This window comes from Haloferula sargassicola, assembly GCF_040362925.1.
Classification (GTDB): domain Bacteria; phylum Verrucomicrobiota; class Verrucomicrobiia; order Verrucomicrobiales; family Akkermansiaceae; genus Haloferula; species Haloferula sargassicola.
The window spans coordinates 1-14,359 of the sequence record NZ_BAABRI010000030.1 but is presented as its reverse complement, the minus strand read 5'-3'; the positions used below and the strand labels follow the sequence as shown (position 1 = coordinate 14,359).

Here is a 14,359-nt window from a genome sequence, read left to right as displayed (position 1 = left end):
TCAAAGTGGCAAGTTGCGGAAATCAGCCGATCTGCAGGAGCAAGGCCTGCCGCTCAGGGCAGATAGGGCTGGCAGCGTTTCTCGAGCAGACCAATGAGGACCGGATCCATGAAATCATAGTCATCCGGGATGTTGAGAACTGCGATGCGTTTGCCGGCGAGGTGCTTGGAAAAGCGTCGGGTGAGGCGGCTGCGGTGCTCTTTTTCCATCACTACGATCAGGTCGGCCCAGGCGAGCTGCTCGGGTGAGATCGGGACCTCGGCATCGTGGTTCAGCCCGGCGGAATCCACTTCGATGCCCGCCCGTTCGGCATAGATCGCCTCCGCGGTGGGGCTGCGAAGTTTATTCTGAGAGCAGAGAAACAGGATGCGGCGTGCCATGCGGGGAGGGCGTCACTGCGACTGCTCGAGCATCCGCAGCAGGGGCACTTCGGCGCGGGCGCGGATGTCCTCGGGGAGGACGACCTCGGGCTCGAGCTTGGCCAGGCAGTCGTGAAGCTTCTCCAGGGTGTTGAGCTTCATGTATTTGCAGTCGGCGCAGGCGCACCGATCGGTGGGGCCGGGGATGAGGTTCTTTTCCGGGACTTCCTTTTGCAGGCGGTGGAGCATGCCGCTTTCGGTGACGACGATGATGTTGTCGGCCGGCGCTTCCTTGCAGAAGGCGATCATTTTCTCGGTGGAACAGACCTCGTCGGCGAGCAGGCGGACGGCCTGGGTGCACTCGGGGTGGGCGACGACGAGGGCGTCGGGATACTCGTCCTTGATGCGCTGGATGGAGTCGCGGGTGAACTCGACGTGGACGTAACACGAGCCCTGCCAGAGATCCATTTTGCGGCCGGTCTGCTCCATGACCCAGGCCCCAAGGTTGGCATCGGGGACGAAAAGGATCGGCCGCTCGGCGGGCGCCTGCTCAACGATGCGGACGGCGTTGCCGGAGGTGCAGATGACGTCGCAGAGCGACTTCACGTGGGCCGAGCAGTTGATGTAGGCGATGACGTAGTAGTTCTTGCCCGCGTTGTCCTTGAGGAAGGCCTCAAGCTCGGGACCCGGGCAAGATTGCTCGAGCGAGCATCCGGCGTCCTTGTCGGGCAGGACCACGGTCTTGGTCGGGTTCACGATCTTGGCCGTTTCCGCCATGAAATGGACGCCGCAGAAGACAATGACGTCGGCGTCGGTCTCTTTGGCCTTGTAGGCGAGGCCGAGTGAGTCGCCCACGTAGTCGGCGAGGTCCTGGATGTCGCCGGTCTGATAATTGTGGGCGAGGATGACGGCATTGCGCTCCTTTTTGAGCTGCAGGATGGCCTCCTTGAGGTCGAGGGCGGCGGCGGGCATGGCGGGAACTTCGAGGTTCGGGCTGCAAGTTTCAAGGAACTTGCCAAAAACGAAAAACGGCGGCCCCGTGGGGGGTGCCGCCGTTTTGAGGAAAGAAGATGTAGGATCAGGCCTTGGCCGGAGCGTTGGCGGGCTTGTCGTCCTTCTTCGGCTCGCTGGCGGCCGGGGTGGACGGGGTGCCGACGGTTGACTTGCCGACGAAGATCGCCCCCGCCTCGATGGCGAGCGTCTTGGCCTTGATGTCGCCCACGACTTCGGCGCTCGACTTGAGGTCGACCCGGTCGGAGGCGGCGATGTTGCCGTGAACCTTGCCGTAGACGACCACCGTGCCACACTTGATTTCCGCCTTCAGGCGGGCGTTTTCGCCAACGGTGAGGTTGCCGGAGGAGGCGATTTCACCCTCGATCTTGCCGTCGACGACGAGGTCGTTGGTGAACTTGACGGTGCCCTTGATGTCGACGTCGGTGCTGAGCACGTTGCGCGACGGGCCGGCCGGTGCGGCCGGCTTGGAAGCGGGCGCGGAGACCGGGGAAGGAGGTGAACCCGCGGCGGGAGCGGACACGCTCGGCGGGGTGGAAGCGGGCGCGGCGGCAGGGGCTTCCGGCACCTCGTCGGGGCGGCGGCCGATCACTTTCTTGAACATGTTATCGCTCACGGCTCAACAAGGACCTTTCGGGGTGCGCGATGTCAATGTCATTCCCCGGCTGGAGCGGGCTCGGCGGCGTTTTCATCCGCGGGGGTGCCTTCGGCAGCGGGCGCGGATTCCTCCACCTCCGGAGCAGGCATTTCGATGGATGACGGAGAGGTCAGGTTCTCGAGCATCGGATTTGGTGGCGTCTGGAGCGAGGAGGTGTCCGGCAGCGCGGCGTCCTCGGTGGCCGCGGGGGCCGGCGGATCGATTTCCTTGGGCATCGTGAAGTCCACGAAGCGCGTCGCGCTCTGGATGGTCGAGGAAAACGCGCTCAGCGGGTATTTCTCGCGGGCGTCGTCGAGGTAGCTCTTGGCGGCATCGATGTCGCCCCCCTCGCGGGCAATTTCCGCCAGCGAGACCAGCGCGTAAGGCGCGATCCAGTCGGCCTGGGGGTCGGAAACGAGGCTCTCGTAAGTGGACTTGGCTTCGTCGGTTTCCCCCATCTCGTGCAGACGGGCGGCGAGGCGGGCCTTGGCCGGAATGGTCGCGGGATGATCGGGATGACCGGCGATCTCGGCGCGCAGGGTTTCGAGCGAGGAAGATTGCTGGCCCTCTTCCCACTGGCGGTCGGAAAGCAGCACCGCGGCGGAGGCGGCCGCCGGGGTGGCGGCATGTTCCTCCATCACGGCCTTGAGCTGGTCGGTGGTTTCCGCATCGACCAGTGCCCGGCCACCGTCCTCGCGGGCCCCGCGGTCGATTCCATCCTTCACCACCCAGGCGCCGGCGGCGATCGCGAGCACGATTCCGATGGCGATCAGCAGCTTCTGGTTCTTGTCGAGGAACTGTTCGAACGCGGACGGACCGTGCGAGATTTCGGCGATGGGTTTGGGATCGGCGTGGGATTCGTCCATGAGCGCGGGGCTGAGGTTGGGCGGCGATTAAGGAGCCCACTAGTGGGAAATCAATGACAAATGGGCACGGCTCGGCGGTTGATCCGGGGCGCGGAATCCTCGTAGCCTGCCGCCGATGAACGACCGCCTGTATGTCGTCGCGGGGGAAATGAGTGGCGACGCCCATGCGGCGGGGCTGCTGCGCGAACTGCTGGCGCTTCGTCCGGGCCTTGAGGTCCGGGGGGCCGGCGGGCCGAAAATGCGCGCCGTGGCAGGTGGTTCCCTTCGCGACTGGCTGGATCAGGCGGCGGTGATGGGCGTGGTGGAGGTGCTGAAGCACTACTCGTTTTTCAAGCGGAGCTTCGATGAGATGCTGGCCGAGGTCCGCGAGTGGCGCCCGCAGGTGCTGTTGCTGGTTGATTACCCTGGGTTCAACCTCCGCTTTGCCGCCGCGGTGCGCCGGGAAATGCCGGAGATCCGCATCGTGCAGTTCGTCTGTCCGCAGGTCTGGGCCTGGAAAAAAGGTCGCATCCCGAAGATGGCGGCGGTGCTCGACGAGGTGCTCTGCCTGCTGCCCTTCGAGCCGGAGGTATTCGCCGGCTCGGGGCTCCAGGCCACCTTCACCGGCAATCCCATCGTGGATGAACTCATCGATGAGAAGCAGGACATCGAGCGCGATCCCGGCCTCATCGCGCTGCTGCCCGGCAGCCGGCTGCCCGAGATTGAAAAGCTGTTTCCGGTCATGCTCGAAACGGCCGAGCGCATGCTCTATCAGCGCAAGGACCTGCGTTTCGCCGTGCCGGCCGCCAATACGAGGCTGGCCCTCCGCATCCGGGAAATGGCGGATGCCACCCGGCTCGGCGGGGCTCTCGAGATCCGCGACGGCGGAGCCCACCGGTTGATGCAGGAGGCGGCCTGCGGCGTGGTGGCCAGCGGCACCGCCACGGTCGAGGCGGCGTTTTTCGGCCTGCCCTACTGCCTCGTCTACAAGCTCGCCTGGCCGACCTACCTGATCGCCCGCATGGTGGTGAAGATCGAGCACATCGGCCTGATCAACATCCTCGCCCGAGAAACGGTGGTGCAGGAGTTCATCCAATCGGATGCCGACTCGTGCAACCTTTCCCGCGAGCTGGAGCGGTTGCTGACGGACCCCGCCGAGGTGGCCGCCCTTCAGGTGCGGCTGGCGGAGGTCATCGAGTCGCTTGGGGGCCCCGGCGCCCATCGTCGGGCAGCCGAGGCGGTCTCCCGATGGTTTTCCTGAGGAAACCGCGCTCTTGTGGGAACAGCGGCGGTCGGGCCCGCGGCACGCCAGCCGGTTTTCGGAGGCCTTGAAAAGAAGCCGCCCGGCGGATCGGGGGACGACCTGCCGGGCGGCTCACACACACACACGTTAGGGGGAAAACGGTGTCCTGCACTTCTTGGGGAGTCGGTCGTTTTGGGGGTGACCTTCTCGGGGGAAGCTCCCTTGCGGGGGGACGGGGGGAACCTACGCAAACATGGGGGTTGCTCCAAGCAAAATCGGCCACCGCCCACGCAAAAATGTCGTTAGTTAGGATTTCTTTAGTATATGGAAATCAATAGATTGTGGATGCCAGGGCTTGGCGATCAGTCCTTCTTCGCCGCTTTCTTGGCGGGGCGCGGAGGGAATTCGAAGCCCACTTTTCCCGTGGCGGGATCGAAGGTGAGAAAGGCGTCGAAGGGGCGCTTGGTGCGGTTCGAGATGAAGCCCTTGATCAGCCCGGTTTTTCCCTCGCCGAGGAGTTTCACGAATTCGTCCTGGTGGATCTCCTTTTGCAGGATGGTGCGGCCGACACGGATGCCATCCGCGTCCTTCTTGGTCTTCAGCTCGGGAATGAACCAGGCCTTTTCGGTTTCGTAGACGGTGACCTTGCGGCCATCGGCCAGCGGGAAGGTGCCGATGATCTGATCGTCGGTGAGGTCGTCGGCGGTTTCCTTGTCGGACTCGTCGAAGACGAAGTTGACCTTGAACTTGTCGGTCAGCTCCAGGCCGGCCTCGAAGGGCTGGTTGAAGCGGGATTTGAAGCCCTGCAGCGGGCCGACGAACTTGGTCGTGATGAGCTGCCTGGCCTCGTCGCCGGTCAGGGTGCGGCCGGCGATGTGCTTCTTGATCTGGAATTTGCAGCCACTTTCGCGGCACTCGAAGGTGGCGTCCGTCTGTTTGAGCGGCGAGGCCCCGCAGGCGGGGCAGGCGACGTCGAGATCCGGGAAGGTGCGGCTTTTCATCTCGGAGGCCAGACCCTTGGCCTTGTGAACGATCTCGCCGGTGTACTTCTTGATCTCCGTCATGAAGGTGTCCCGATCGAGGAGCCCGTGTTCCATCTGGCGCAGCTTGTATTCCCAATCGCCGGTCATCTGCGGCGAGGCGAGACCGGCGATGTCCATCTCGGTGACGAGCTGGATGAGCCGCATGCCGTTGGGCGTGACGTGGAGCGGCGAGCGGCCGCCATCGCCATCGCGGGCGATGTATTTCTGCCGGATCAGCGCCTCAATGATCGCCGCGCGGGTGGCCGGTGTGCCGAGGCCGCGCTCGGACATGGCTTCGGCGAGCGCTTCGTCGTCGACCAGCTTGCCGGCGCCCTCCATGGCGGAGAGCAGGGTCGATTCGTTGTAGCGGGCGGGCGGCTTGGTCTGCTCGTCGAGGATCTCGATTTCCCTGGTGTCGGCCTTTTCGCCCTCGGCGACGGCGGTGAGATCGTCCTTGCCGGAGGAAACGCCGGGCTTGCGGCCGTAGACGGCGAGCCAGCCGGGTTTGACCAGCACGCGGCCTTCGGTTTTGAAAACGTCGGTGTTTCCCGAGCTGAGGATCTTCGTCAGGCGCGTCGTCTGCTCGAACTCGGCGTTCGGGAAAAAGACGGCGATGAAGCGCTTCACGATCATGTCGTAGAGCTTTTCCTCGGCATCGCTGAGCTTCACCACGCGGCCGGTCGGGATGATCGCGAAGTGATCGGAAACCTTGGAGGAGTCGAACACGCGTTTCGATTTCACCAGCTTCGCCCCGTCCTTCTCATCGAGCACCTTGCGGGCGTAGTCGGCCACCAGCAGGTCGGAGGAGGCGATGTCGCCCATGGTGCTGCGGACCGTGCCGGTGTAGTCCTCCGGCAGGTAGCGGGAGTCGGTCCGCGGGTAGGTGATCATTTTGTGCTTCTCATAGAGCGCCTGGGCGAGGGCCAGGGTGCCCTTGGCGGAAAAAGGGGCTTCGCGTTGCAGCGTGGTGAGGTCGTAGAGCTGCGGCGCGATCTGGGTGGAGGGTTTCTTGGTTTCCTCGATGATCCCGGGCATGCCCTCGCAGCGGGCCTTGATCTGCTCGGCCAGCGAGCGATCCCAGATGCGCTCGGCGCGGGCGTGCGGGTTGGCGGGATCGCGCTTGAAAGCTTCGTCGATCCACTTGCCGAGGTAGTCGCCGGCGGCGACGCCGAAAGTGGCGTGGACCTCATGGTAGTCGTCCGGCTTGAAGGCCTGGATCTCGGCCTCGCGTTTGGCGAGGATGGCCAGCGTGGGCGTCTGCACGCGGCCGGCGGAGGTGATGTTGAAGCCGCCGTGGCGGGAGCGGAAACAGGTGAGCGCACGGGTCGCATTGAGGCCGACCAGCCAGTCGGACTCGGAGCGGCAGCGCGCGGCATCGGCCAGCGGCTGCATTTCGTCGTCGGAGCGCAGCCTCTCCCAGGCCTGGAGGATCGCGCCCTGGGTCATCGATTGCATCCACAGCCGCTTGGACGGTTTGTCGATGCCACCGATGTCCATGATGTAGCGGAAAATCAGCTCGCCCTCGCGGCCGGCGTCGCAGGCGTTGACGATGAGGTCGACGTCCTTGCGCTTGGCGAGCTTGACGACCTGTTTGAGGCGGCTGGCGGATTGCTCGATGGGATCCAGCTCGAACTTGTCCGGAATGGCCGGCAGCACGTCGAACTTCCAGGGCAACTTTTTCCCGCTGGGCCCGGTGGGCATGCGCAGCTCGACGAGGTGGCCGACGGCCGAGGTGATCACGGCGTCATCGTTTTCGAACCATGTGTCACGCCCCTGGCCTTTCTTGTCGAACTTGCCGAAGACCTTCGCGAGGGCCTTCGAGAGGTCGGTCATGACGGACGGTTTTTCGGCGATGATGAGAGTCTTGCCCATGTCGAGGTGGCGACGCACTAGACGTGCCGAGGCCCGCTTGGCAAGGGCTTTCAGGATGAACAGGACCAATCCCCGTAGGGGATGAAAATGATCGACCCCCGGGATGCAGGGCGATTCAGGCCTCGGAATCCCGCTTCATTTTCCCCGTACGGGTTATCTCAGGAAACGCCCGCGCTTCTTCATGGTGGCGGGGATGGTGCGCCCGATTCCCGCTCTGTTTTTCCTGGTGGTCGGTGTCTTCTGTTTCGAGGTCGTCCGTGCGGAGATCTATTATGTTTCGCCCGCCGGCAGCGATGCGGGTGCGGGCTCCGTCCGCGAACCGTTCGGCACCTTCGGGCGGGCCCGGGAGAAGGCCTCGGCGGGCGACACCGTCTTTTTTCGCGGCGGCGTTTATTCGATCCAGGAAACGGAGATCACCGAGCTTTCCGGAGTCGTCGCCCGGGTCTTCGGGCTCGGAAAAAGCGGCACCGAGCTGAGCCCGATCCGCTACTGGGCGTATCCGGGCGAGCAACCGGTGTTCGACTTCTCGGCCGTCAACCCGGCGGGCTACCGGGTCTACGCGTTCCACATCACCGGCGATTGGCTCCATTTCCGCGGCCTCACCGTGACGGGGTGCCGGTGAATATCACGACGCACACGCAGTCGATCTGCTTCGAGAACCTGGGCAGTCACAATGTCTTCGAACGTCTGGTGATGCGCGACAATCAGGCGATCGGCATGCGGATCGCCGGCGGGCGCGACAATCTGGTTTTGAACTGCGACGCCTTCCGGAACTGGGACTTCACTTCCGAGGACGGGACCGGGAGGAATGTCGATGGCTTCGGTTGCCACTACGCGATCGGTCCCGGCAACGTTTTCCGCGGCTGCCGGGCCTGGTTCAACAGCGATGACGGCTTCGACTGCATCAGCGCGGCCAGCGCCGTCACCTTCGACCACTGCCAGGCATTCGACAACGGCGATAGTCGGACGTTTCAGGGGCTGGGCGATGGCAATGGTTTCAAGGCCGGAGGATGCGATGGTTCGGCGGTGGCCGGCAAGGGGGCGAGGTCCGATGGAAAGACGCTGGATTGGGCTTTCGTCGCCGGGTCCGCCAGACAAGTGCTGGAATTCACCGGTGTCACCGGAGAGGTGGCGATCTCGAAGGTGCAAGTCACGTCCAATCCGTGAGTCCCCAGGCAGCGGAATTTTCGAGGGAATCGATGATTCTATCGATGAGAAAGGCCGCTCTCGCCGAAACGACGATAAGGATCAGACAGAGCAAAGCCAGCAACCATGGAATCCCCTCTCCAGGGAGAGTCAATGAGATCATCAACCTCAAGAAGGCTCCTGCTGTGAACGCAAGGATGGAGACCTTGAGATTGGAGACAATGAACCAGAGGACAGGCTTTTCGCATGGAAAAGCACGAGCGCCCTCTTGGGCCATTGGGTTCGCAAATCGGATCATCAGGTGCCCGAAGGCCTGGAGCAGAATTGCCAGCGGGTATCCGACGAGCAGGTAAAGAGCATGCAGCACACCGGGTGCTTGATGCCACGGGGTGGCGACCCCGACGGAGACGATCAAAACCTGCGCGAGGAGAGCGGGTCCGGCAAGGAGAACTCCATGGAGCGAAAGGAACAGGGAGAGGATGGCTCGCATGAACTTTTCAGCGTTTCCCGCTATGATCTCCGGATGTAGCGGAAACCGGGAAGGGCTTGGACGAGCCGCTTCATCTCCAGCTTGAGCAGCGTGGTGGAAACAACGGGGGCGCTGAGGCCGGTGAGATCGACCAGGCGGTCGATGCCGGACTCACCGTCACCGAGGGCGTCGAAGATCTGCTGTTCATCGGGAGGAAGATCGGGGAGGTCGGGCTTTTCTGTCGCGCATGCCGGCTGCGGCCGGCGCTCCGATTTTGGCAGGCCGAGGCCGCCGAGGTCGTCGAGCAGTTCGCCGGCCTCGGTGAGCAGCGTGGCTCCTTCGCGGATCAGCTTGTTGCAGCCGCCGGAAGTGGGCTTGTCGATCGGGCCGGGCACGGCATACACGGGTCGACCGTATTCGGCGGCCAGGTTGGCAGTGATGAGCGAGCCGGACCAGGCGGGGCTCTCGGTGACGACGAGGGCGCGCGACCAGGCGGCGACGATGCGGTTGCGCTGGGGAAAGGTCTGCTTGTCCGGCTTGGTGTGGAGCGGGAACTCGGAAACGACGGCCCCGTTGCCGTCGGCAATCTTTTCGGCGAGGCCGAGGTTTTCCGCCGGGTAGACGCGGGCAAGGCCGGAGCCGATCACCGCCACGGTGCGCCCGCCGGCGGCGATGGCGGCCTCGTGGGCGACGGTATCGATCCCGCGGGCGAGCCCGGAAAGGATGGTGAAGCCGGAGCGGGCGAGCTGGAAGGCGATCTTCTTGGTACTATTCTTTCCGTACATGGAGGCGCGGCGGGTGCCGACGATGCCGATGGCATGGCGGTCGCTTTCGCGAATCTCGCCCCAGACGTAGAGGAGGATGGGACAGTCGTAGGAATCCCGGAGGGCGGCGGGAAAGACGGAATCGACCGGCGTGAGAACGGAAAGCCCGCGGTCGGCCAGTTCGCGCAGCTCGGCGGCGGGGTCGGTGAGGGAGGCGTGCTGGCGGATGATCTCGGCGAGCTCGGGTCCGATGCCATCGACCCGCAGCAGCGAGTCCTTGGAGGCGGCGAGTGTTTTTTCGGCGGAGCCGAAGTGGTCGAGGAGCCGCCGGATGCGGACGGGACCGATCTTCGGGAGGGCGTTGAGGGAGAGGAGGGGTTCGATCATCGGGCGGTCGGACAAGGGAAGCATTACTGCCATTGCGAGAGCTGCTCGGGGAAGGGGCAGTCGTGGCAGTCGGTCAGATCCTCGAGGCAGAAGTCATGGTAAATCTGCAGCAGGGCTTGGTGATGGGCGGCTTTTTTCAGCCATGGGCGGGCCTTTTCCTCACTGCCGAAGAGGCGGATGGCACAACGCCGGACTTTCTCGTTTTTGGCGCCGGCGGGAAGCTGCAGGTAGGCGTCGAAGCCGAACCGGTCATCCTCGTGGAGGGCGAGCGGGATCAGGTGGTTGGCCAGCAGCTCGGTGGCGCGGGCCTTGCCGAAGAGGGCAATGGGTTTGGCTGAGCGGATCGAGGAAAGGGTATGCCGGTGGGACCAGAAGGGATCGTCGAGCTGGTCGAGGAACTCGACCAGCGGCCGCGGGTGGAAGGGCCGGGCGAGGGCGCGCCGGCGGAAGGTGGGCCATTGTTTCACCAGCGCGGCGAGGGCGGCGACCCGGCGGTGGGGGTGGTTGGCAGGGCGCTGGCCGTGCATCTTCCACGGGATGAGATGCCGTGTTTCCCAGGTGGCGCGGTGTTTCCACCACAGGTCCCACAGCTGGCGGAGGTGGTCGCGGGTGTCGGGTGGGGCCGTGTGGTGGAGGCCGGGGGCGAGGAAGCCGGCGATGCCGAAAAGGATGGCATCTCCGGCACCGGACTCGCGCAGGGGGGTGATGGCGGCGCGCTGGGAGAGCAGGCGCATGGGCAGCGCGTTGGCGCGGTAGCCGAGGGTTTCGGCGGTGGCCTGGAACAGGGCGGCATCGCGACCGTGGGCATCCGCCGTGCGGAGGAAACGGGCGGCTTTGAGGGCGGCACGGTGGCGGGCGGCTTGTTCGAGAAGTGCGCGGGTGGCGGCTTCCGGCAGGTGGGCCAGCGGGTGCACGCAGCGCCCGGGCCGGGCGATGGCGGTGGCTCGCAACGGCCGTTGCAGCGCCTCGGCGAGGTCGGTGGGGCCGATGATGACCTGCGGGATGCGCCGGTGTTCGGCATCCCGCGTGAAGACATCGAGCCGCGGCGAATGGAAGGCGACGTGCAGGACCACGCCGGTGAAGGCAGGGTCGGCACCGTGGCCGTGCGTTTCCCAGTCGGTCGGATCGGGGTCGAGCTCGATGGCTCCGACGTGGGCGATGCCCTCGAGTTCGACCACGGCATGGAGGAAATCCGGGCCCGCCGAGCGGTTCCACTCGCCGAACTGGACGATGCGCGCGCGCTTCCCTTCGGTGGTGGTGAAATCGCGCCCGAAGCCGCCAGCGAACCAGATGGCCTGGAGTTCGAGCTCGGCGGGCAGGGGCAGCGGGGGAGTTTCGGCGATGCCACCGCGGATTTCCCGGAGCAGTTGGAGATAGTCGCCCATGGCGGCGCGATGGTGATCTCAAACTGTTCGCATGAGCAATGCCGGAGTGCGGCTTGCGGTGCGGGAAACCGGGGCGGCTACTTTTTCCCGGCCGGCTTCGGCGGCGGATCGAGGACGTTCAGCCAAGCTTGGGCGGCAGCTCTGCCGGGCAGGTCGGGGTAGCGCTCGATGGCGATGCGCAGGCCCTGTTTGGCGGCGTCGTCGAGCTTCCGTTCCCGATCCAGCTTCACCACCATCAGCTCCATCCTCAGTTGGTCGGAGCGATCCTTGTAGAGATTGCCCGCATCGCGAAACAGGGTCGCGGCGAGGTTCTCGGATGAGCTTTCGGCGCACTCGAGGGCCAGTGCCTCGGTCATCTCGCCGCTCTTCATGCGGACGGCGGCCTTTTTCAGCTCCAGCCGGCGTTCGGCGTCGTCCTTCCAGCGCATCTTGGCAATCCGCAGGGCGCGGAAAACCCGGTCGGCGTCCTGCTTTTCCCCGGATCCGTCAAGGTGGGCGAACGGCCGGTAGAGCGGATCGCCCAGCACCACGCCCTGCCATGAAAGCGCGGGCATGGCCATGTAGGCGGACTCGATGAGGGTGTTTCCAGCGAGCAGCCGGTCGTTGAAGATGTCGAGGTGGTGGGTGAGGTGAAGGAAGGGCTCGAACACGTTGCCGAGCGTGGCCGCGGCTCCGCGGGCGAGCAGCGGGGCGCACCAGTTGGCGTTTCCCTTGCGGAGCTGGGCGGCGCTGAAGGAGTGGAGATGGACGGCCACGGCGCCGCGCTTGAAGCGGAAATCCTTGCTGGCGAAGGGGCCGTCCACGTTCCAGGCATACCAGCCGTAGTAGATGGCGGTGGGCGGGAGGGGAAAGCGGTCCGGAAGGGTTTGGTTGAAACGATCGACAAGCACCGGGATGCCCTTGCTCTCCAGATCCTCCGCCGCGGTGCGGAACCACGGGTCGCCGCTGGGATCGCGCGGATCGGACTTGTTGGCGATGTCGACCACGCCGAATCCCCAGAGGCCGGTCTTTTCGACGGCCACGGCGTCGTCGATCATGCGGCGGCAGAGGTCGAAGCTGGGCCCGTCGATGCGGCCCACGAGGAGGATCGGCACCTGCGCGACGCCGATAGGGGACATGCTCTTGAAGTAGGGATTGTCGAGCGGGCCTTCGAGGCGCGCCTCGGGGATGCCGAGCAGGGTCAGTTCCGAGTCCACCGCCGCGCTGGAAGTCATCATCATCCGCCGCTGGTTGGCTTGGGGATCGGGCTTTTCACCCGCCTTCCGCTCGGGTTCCTTGGGTTCCGGTTGGAAAATCCGGCTCGGCACGCCGCGCATGCACGCGATGATCCGGACCCGTGTGGCGACGAATTGCTTTTCCCCGCTGGGAAGCCGCCGCCGTGTCCACCAGGCGTGGCGGTCGAACTCCTTGATGAGCGGGTCGCGCAGCAGGGAATTGAACTCGTCTCGTGAGATCTGCTCCTTGTCGGGCAGCTCCAGCCCCAGCAGCTGCTCGGCCGGGATGTCTCGCTGCGCGGCGTAGTATTTCGCGAGTTCGCGGGATTCGGGAAGGCGGCTGTTGAAAAGCACCACCACGCGGTTGACGTCGATCTCGTCCGCCGAGACGAGCGTGGCGAGGAAAGCGAGCAGGGCGAGCAAACGGAACATGGTTCAAAGGGGAAGGGTCAGGCCGTCGTGGGCGATGCGGATATGGTCGGGAAGGATGGCCTCGAAGGCGGCGTGGTCGTTTTCGTGGCCGAGGTGGGTCAGCCATGCCCGGCCGGCTTCGAGATCTTCAATCAAGGCGATCGCCTCGTCGTTGGAAAGGTGGGTCGGGTGGCTGCGCGGCCGCAGCGAATCGAGGATCAGAACGTCGATACCCTGAAGACGCTCTCGAGTGGTCGGCGGCAGGGCTTTCACGTCGGGAATGTAGGCGATCGAGGGAGCCATGGGATGCTCAAACAGGAAACCGTGGGTATCGACCGACCCATGAGTGACCGGCAGGGGCGTGATCGCAAGGTCGCCGTAACTGAACGGCCCGGAGAACGGCACGGCCAGTGGCTTGACGTAGCCCGGGTAGGTGTTGTCCGGCAGGAAGGCCCAGGAAAACATCCGCTTCAGGACCCCAAGCGTTTCCGGACAGGCATGAAGAGGAAGAGGCTCGCTGCGGCGCCAGCAGAACGCACGGAGCTCGTCGAATCCAACCACATGGTCCACATGGGAATGCGTGTAGAGGACCGCATCGATCTCCGTAAGTTGTTCCCGCAGAGACTGTTCCCGAAGATCGGGCCCGGAATCGATCAGGAGCGCATGACTTCGGGTCCGGATCAGGGCCGAGGACCGTGTCCGGCGGTTGCGGCGATCGGCCGAGGTGCACACCTCACACCGGCATCCGATCACCGGCACTCCTACCGAGGTGCCCGTGCCGAGGAATCGAAACTCAAGGTCCATCGCCATCTCCGGGCAGAGGCTGGCATAGCCGCTTCCACGTCGCAAAGCGGAATGCCGGCCGCTGCGGGAATCGGTCGTTCCTCCCATCGGGCAGGCGGAAGTAGGAGGCGTCCTGCCCTTTCCATGGAGCCACCTCCAGTTCGTTTGCCAAACGCGGACCTCCTTCTTACTAGGAATATAGTATCTAAGGTCCGGCCGCGCGGAACTTCGGAATCGCTGCCAGAAGCCCTCTAAAAACTTTTCTGAAAAAAGGTGTCGAAAGGTGTTGACCGGGGGGTCGGCCCGTGTAGGTTCCTGCCCGCCGCGCCACGGTGCGCGACACGAGAGACGAAAGTCGATCGGAGCTTCTGGGTCGGGCCTGAGGGTCGCCTGGGACGGTTCGATCGGCTTTTTAGTCCCCTCGAAAAAGATCTTTCAAAGCACTGGCCCGGACGCCTGAGGTTCGGAAAGCACTGGGAACGAGTCGCTTGCGACGAAGTTTCGGTGGGTTTCCGAAAAACGGCAAGAGTCCGGGTGGAATGGAAAAGGTTGAATCGTGCGCCGCGCGCAAAGGGCTCTGAAAAGTGCTTTTTGATTCGCGCGGTTGGAATGGGCGGAGTGGGAGAAATCCTGTTCCGGGTCATTTCTAGGTCCGATTAATTTTTAAACTTCATGGAAACATGGAGCTACGTTTTTTACGGAGAGTTTGATTCTGGCTCAGAACGAACGCTGGCGGCGTGTTTAAGACATGCAAGTCGTACGGGGGACTTTGATAGCTTGCTAGAGAAGTTCCTAGTGGCGCACGGGTGAG

At 64.3% G+C, this 14,359-nt stretch carries 13 protein-coding genes and 1 rRNA gene; 4 read left to right on the top strand and 10 right to left on the bottom strand.

What is annotated here, in order from left to right; all coding sequences use genetic code 11:
* Positions 1-53 precede the first annotated feature (53 nt).
* From ABXH26_RS19270 to ABXH26_RS19255, 4 genes are all read right to left on the bottom strand, one after another.
* Entirely contained in the window at positions 54-380 is a 327-nt protein-coding gene (locus ABXH26_RS19270) for a low molecular weight protein tyrosine phosphatase family protein (RefSeq protein ID WP_353568736.1), read from the bottom strand.
* Positions 381-392: 12 nt separating this feature from the next.
* Positions 393-1,331, bottom strand: coding sequence for a quinolinate synthase NadA (gene nadA, locus ABXH26_RS19265; RefSeq protein ID WP_353568735.1), 939 nt, complete (start codon positions 1,329-1,331; stop codon positions 393-395).
* 106 nt (positions 1,332-1,437) lie between these two features.
* Positions 1,438-1,986: a bactofilin family protein gene (locus ABXH26_RS19260; RefSeq protein WP_353568734.1), complete on the bottom strand. Its 549-nt coding sequence runs from the start codon at positions 1,984-1,986 to the stop codon at positions 1,438-1,440.
* A 38-nt stretch (positions 1,987-2,024) separates the two neighbouring features.
* Positions 2,025-2,873: a tetratricopeptide repeat protein gene (locus ABXH26_RS19255; RefSeq protein WP_353568733.1), complete on the bottom strand. Its 849-nt coding sequence runs from the start codon at positions 2,871-2,873 to the stop codon at positions 2,025-2,027.
* Positions 2,874-2,988: 115 nt separating this feature from the next.
* Here ABXH26_RS19255 and lpxB point away from each other — a divergent pair, with 115 nt between their 5' ends.
* Positions 2,989-4,113: a lipid-A-disaccharide synthase gene (gene lpxB, locus ABXH26_RS19250; RefSeq protein WP_353568732.1), complete on the top strand. Its 1,125-nt coding sequence runs from the start codon at positions 2,989-2,991 to the stop codon at positions 4,111-4,113.
* Between the two features lie 344 nt (positions 4,114-4,457).
* On the opposite strand, the gene topB is transcribed toward lpxB, so the two are convergent.
* Complete coding sequence (gene topB, locus ABXH26_RS19245; protein ID WP_353568731.1) at positions 4,458-7,058, bottom strand: DNA topoisomerase III; 2,601 nt, start codon at positions 7,056-7,058, stop codon at positions 4,458-4,460.
* A 34-nt stretch (positions 7,059-7,092) separates the two neighbouring features.
* Between topB and ABXH26_RS20645 the strand changes: the two genes are divergently transcribed.
* Positions 7,093-7,611 carry a right-handed parallel beta-helix repeat-containing protein gene (locus ABXH26_RS20645; RefSeq protein WP_353568730.1) on the top strand — a complete coding sequence of 173 codons (519 nt, stop codon included), beginning with the start codon at positions 7,093-7,095 and terminating at the stop codon, positions 7,609-7,611.
* Positions 7,608-8,156, top strand: a complete 549-nt coding sequence (locus tag ABXH26_RS20640; protein ID WP_353568729.1) for a right-handed parallel beta-helix repeat-containing protein — start codon at positions 7,608-7,610, stop codon at positions 8,154-8,156. Before ABXH26_RS20645 ends, ABXH26_RS20640 begins: the two co-directional genes overlap by 4 nt.
* On the opposite strand, the gene ABXH26_RS19230 is transcribed toward ABXH26_RS20640, so the two are convergent.
* From ABXH26_RS19230 to ABXH26_RS19210, 5 genes are all read right to left on the bottom strand, one after another.
* Positions 8,140-8,625, bottom strand: a complete 486-nt coding sequence (locus tag ABXH26_RS19230; protein WP_353568728.1) for a hypothetical protein — start codon at positions 8,623-8,625, stop codon at positions 8,140-8,142. The two genes, ABXH26_RS20640 and ABXH26_RS19230, sit on opposite strands and share 17 nt — an antisense overlap.
* 20 nt (positions 8,626-8,645) lie before the next feature.
* Positions 8,646-9,755, bottom strand: a complete 1,110-nt coding sequence (gene dprA / locus ABXH26_RS19225) for a DNA-processing protein DprA (RefSeq protein ID WP_353568727.1) — start codon at positions 9,753-9,755, stop codon at positions 8,646-8,648.
* Between the two features lie 23 nt (positions 9,756-9,778).
* On the bottom strand, positions 9,779-11,140 hold the full coding sequence (locus ABXH26_RS19220) for a DUF2851 family protein (RefSeq protein ID WP_353568726.1): 1,362 nt from the start codon (positions 11,138-11,140) through the stop codon (positions 9,779-9,781).
* A 77-nt stretch (positions 11,141-11,217) separates the two neighbouring features.
* Positions 11,218-12,786 carry a TIGR03790 family protein gene (locus ABXH26_RS19215; protein WP_353568725.1) on the bottom strand — a complete coding sequence of 523 codons (1,569 nt, stop codon included), beginning with the start codon at positions 12,784-12,786 and terminating at the stop codon, positions 11,218-11,220.
* Between the two features lie 3 nt (positions 12,787-12,789).
* Positions 12,790-13,569 (bottom strand): MBL fold metallo-hydrolase, encoded by a 780-nt coding sequence (locus ABXH26_RS19210; RefSeq protein ID WP_353568771.1) that lies wholly within the window; start codon positions 13,567-13,569, stop codon positions 12,790-12,792.
* A 673-nt stretch (positions 13,570-14,242) separates the two neighbouring features.
* Between ABXH26_RS19210 and ABXH26_RS19205 the strand changes: the two genes are divergently transcribed.
* Positions 14,243-14,359, top strand: a 16S ribosomal RNA gene (locus ABXH26_RS19205); the annotation flags it as partial.

Bases quoted from the DNA above. Each gene is read 5' to 3' on its own strand.
- ABXH26_RS19270 (WP_353568736.1), bottom strand. From the start codon at position 380: ATGGCACGCCGCATCCTGTTTCTCTGCTCTCAGAATAAACTTCGCAGC.
- nadA (WP_353568735.1), bottom strand. From the start codon at position 1,331: ATGCCCGCCGCCGCCCTCGACCTCAAGGAGGCCATCCTGCAGCTCAAA.
- ABXH26_RS19255 (WP_353568733.1), bottom strand. From the start codon at position 2,873: ATGGACGAATCCCACGCCGATCCCAAACCCATCGCCGAAATCTCGCAC.
- lpxB (WP_353568732.1), top strand. From the start codon at position 2,989: ATGAACGACCGCCTGTATGTCGTCGCGGGGGAAATGAGTGGCGACGCC.
- ABXH26_RS20645 (WP_353568730.1), top strand. From the start codon at position 7,093: ATGCAGGGCGATTCAGGCCTCGGAATCCCGCTTCATTTTCCCCGTACG.
- ABXH26_RS19230 (WP_353568728.1), bottom strand. From the start codon at position 8,625: ATGCGAGCCATCCTCTCCCTGTTCCTTTCGCTCCATGGAGTTCTCCTT.
- dprA (WP_353568727.1), bottom strand. From the start codon at position 9,755: ATGATCGAACCCCTCCTCTCCCTCAACGCCCTCCCGAAGATCGGTCCC.
- ABXH26_RS19220 (WP_353568726.1), bottom strand. From the start codon at position 11,140: ATGGGCGACTATCTCCAACTGCTCCGGGAAATCCGCGGTGGCATCGCC.
- ABXH26_RS19215 (WP_353568725.1), bottom strand. From the start codon at position 12,786: ATGTTCCGTTTGCTCGCCCTGCTCGCTTTCCTCGCCACGCTCGTCTCG.
- ABXH26_RS19210 (WP_353568771.1), bottom strand. From the start codon at position 13,569: ATGGACCTTGAGTTTCGATTCCTCGGCACGGGCACCTCGGTAGGAGTG.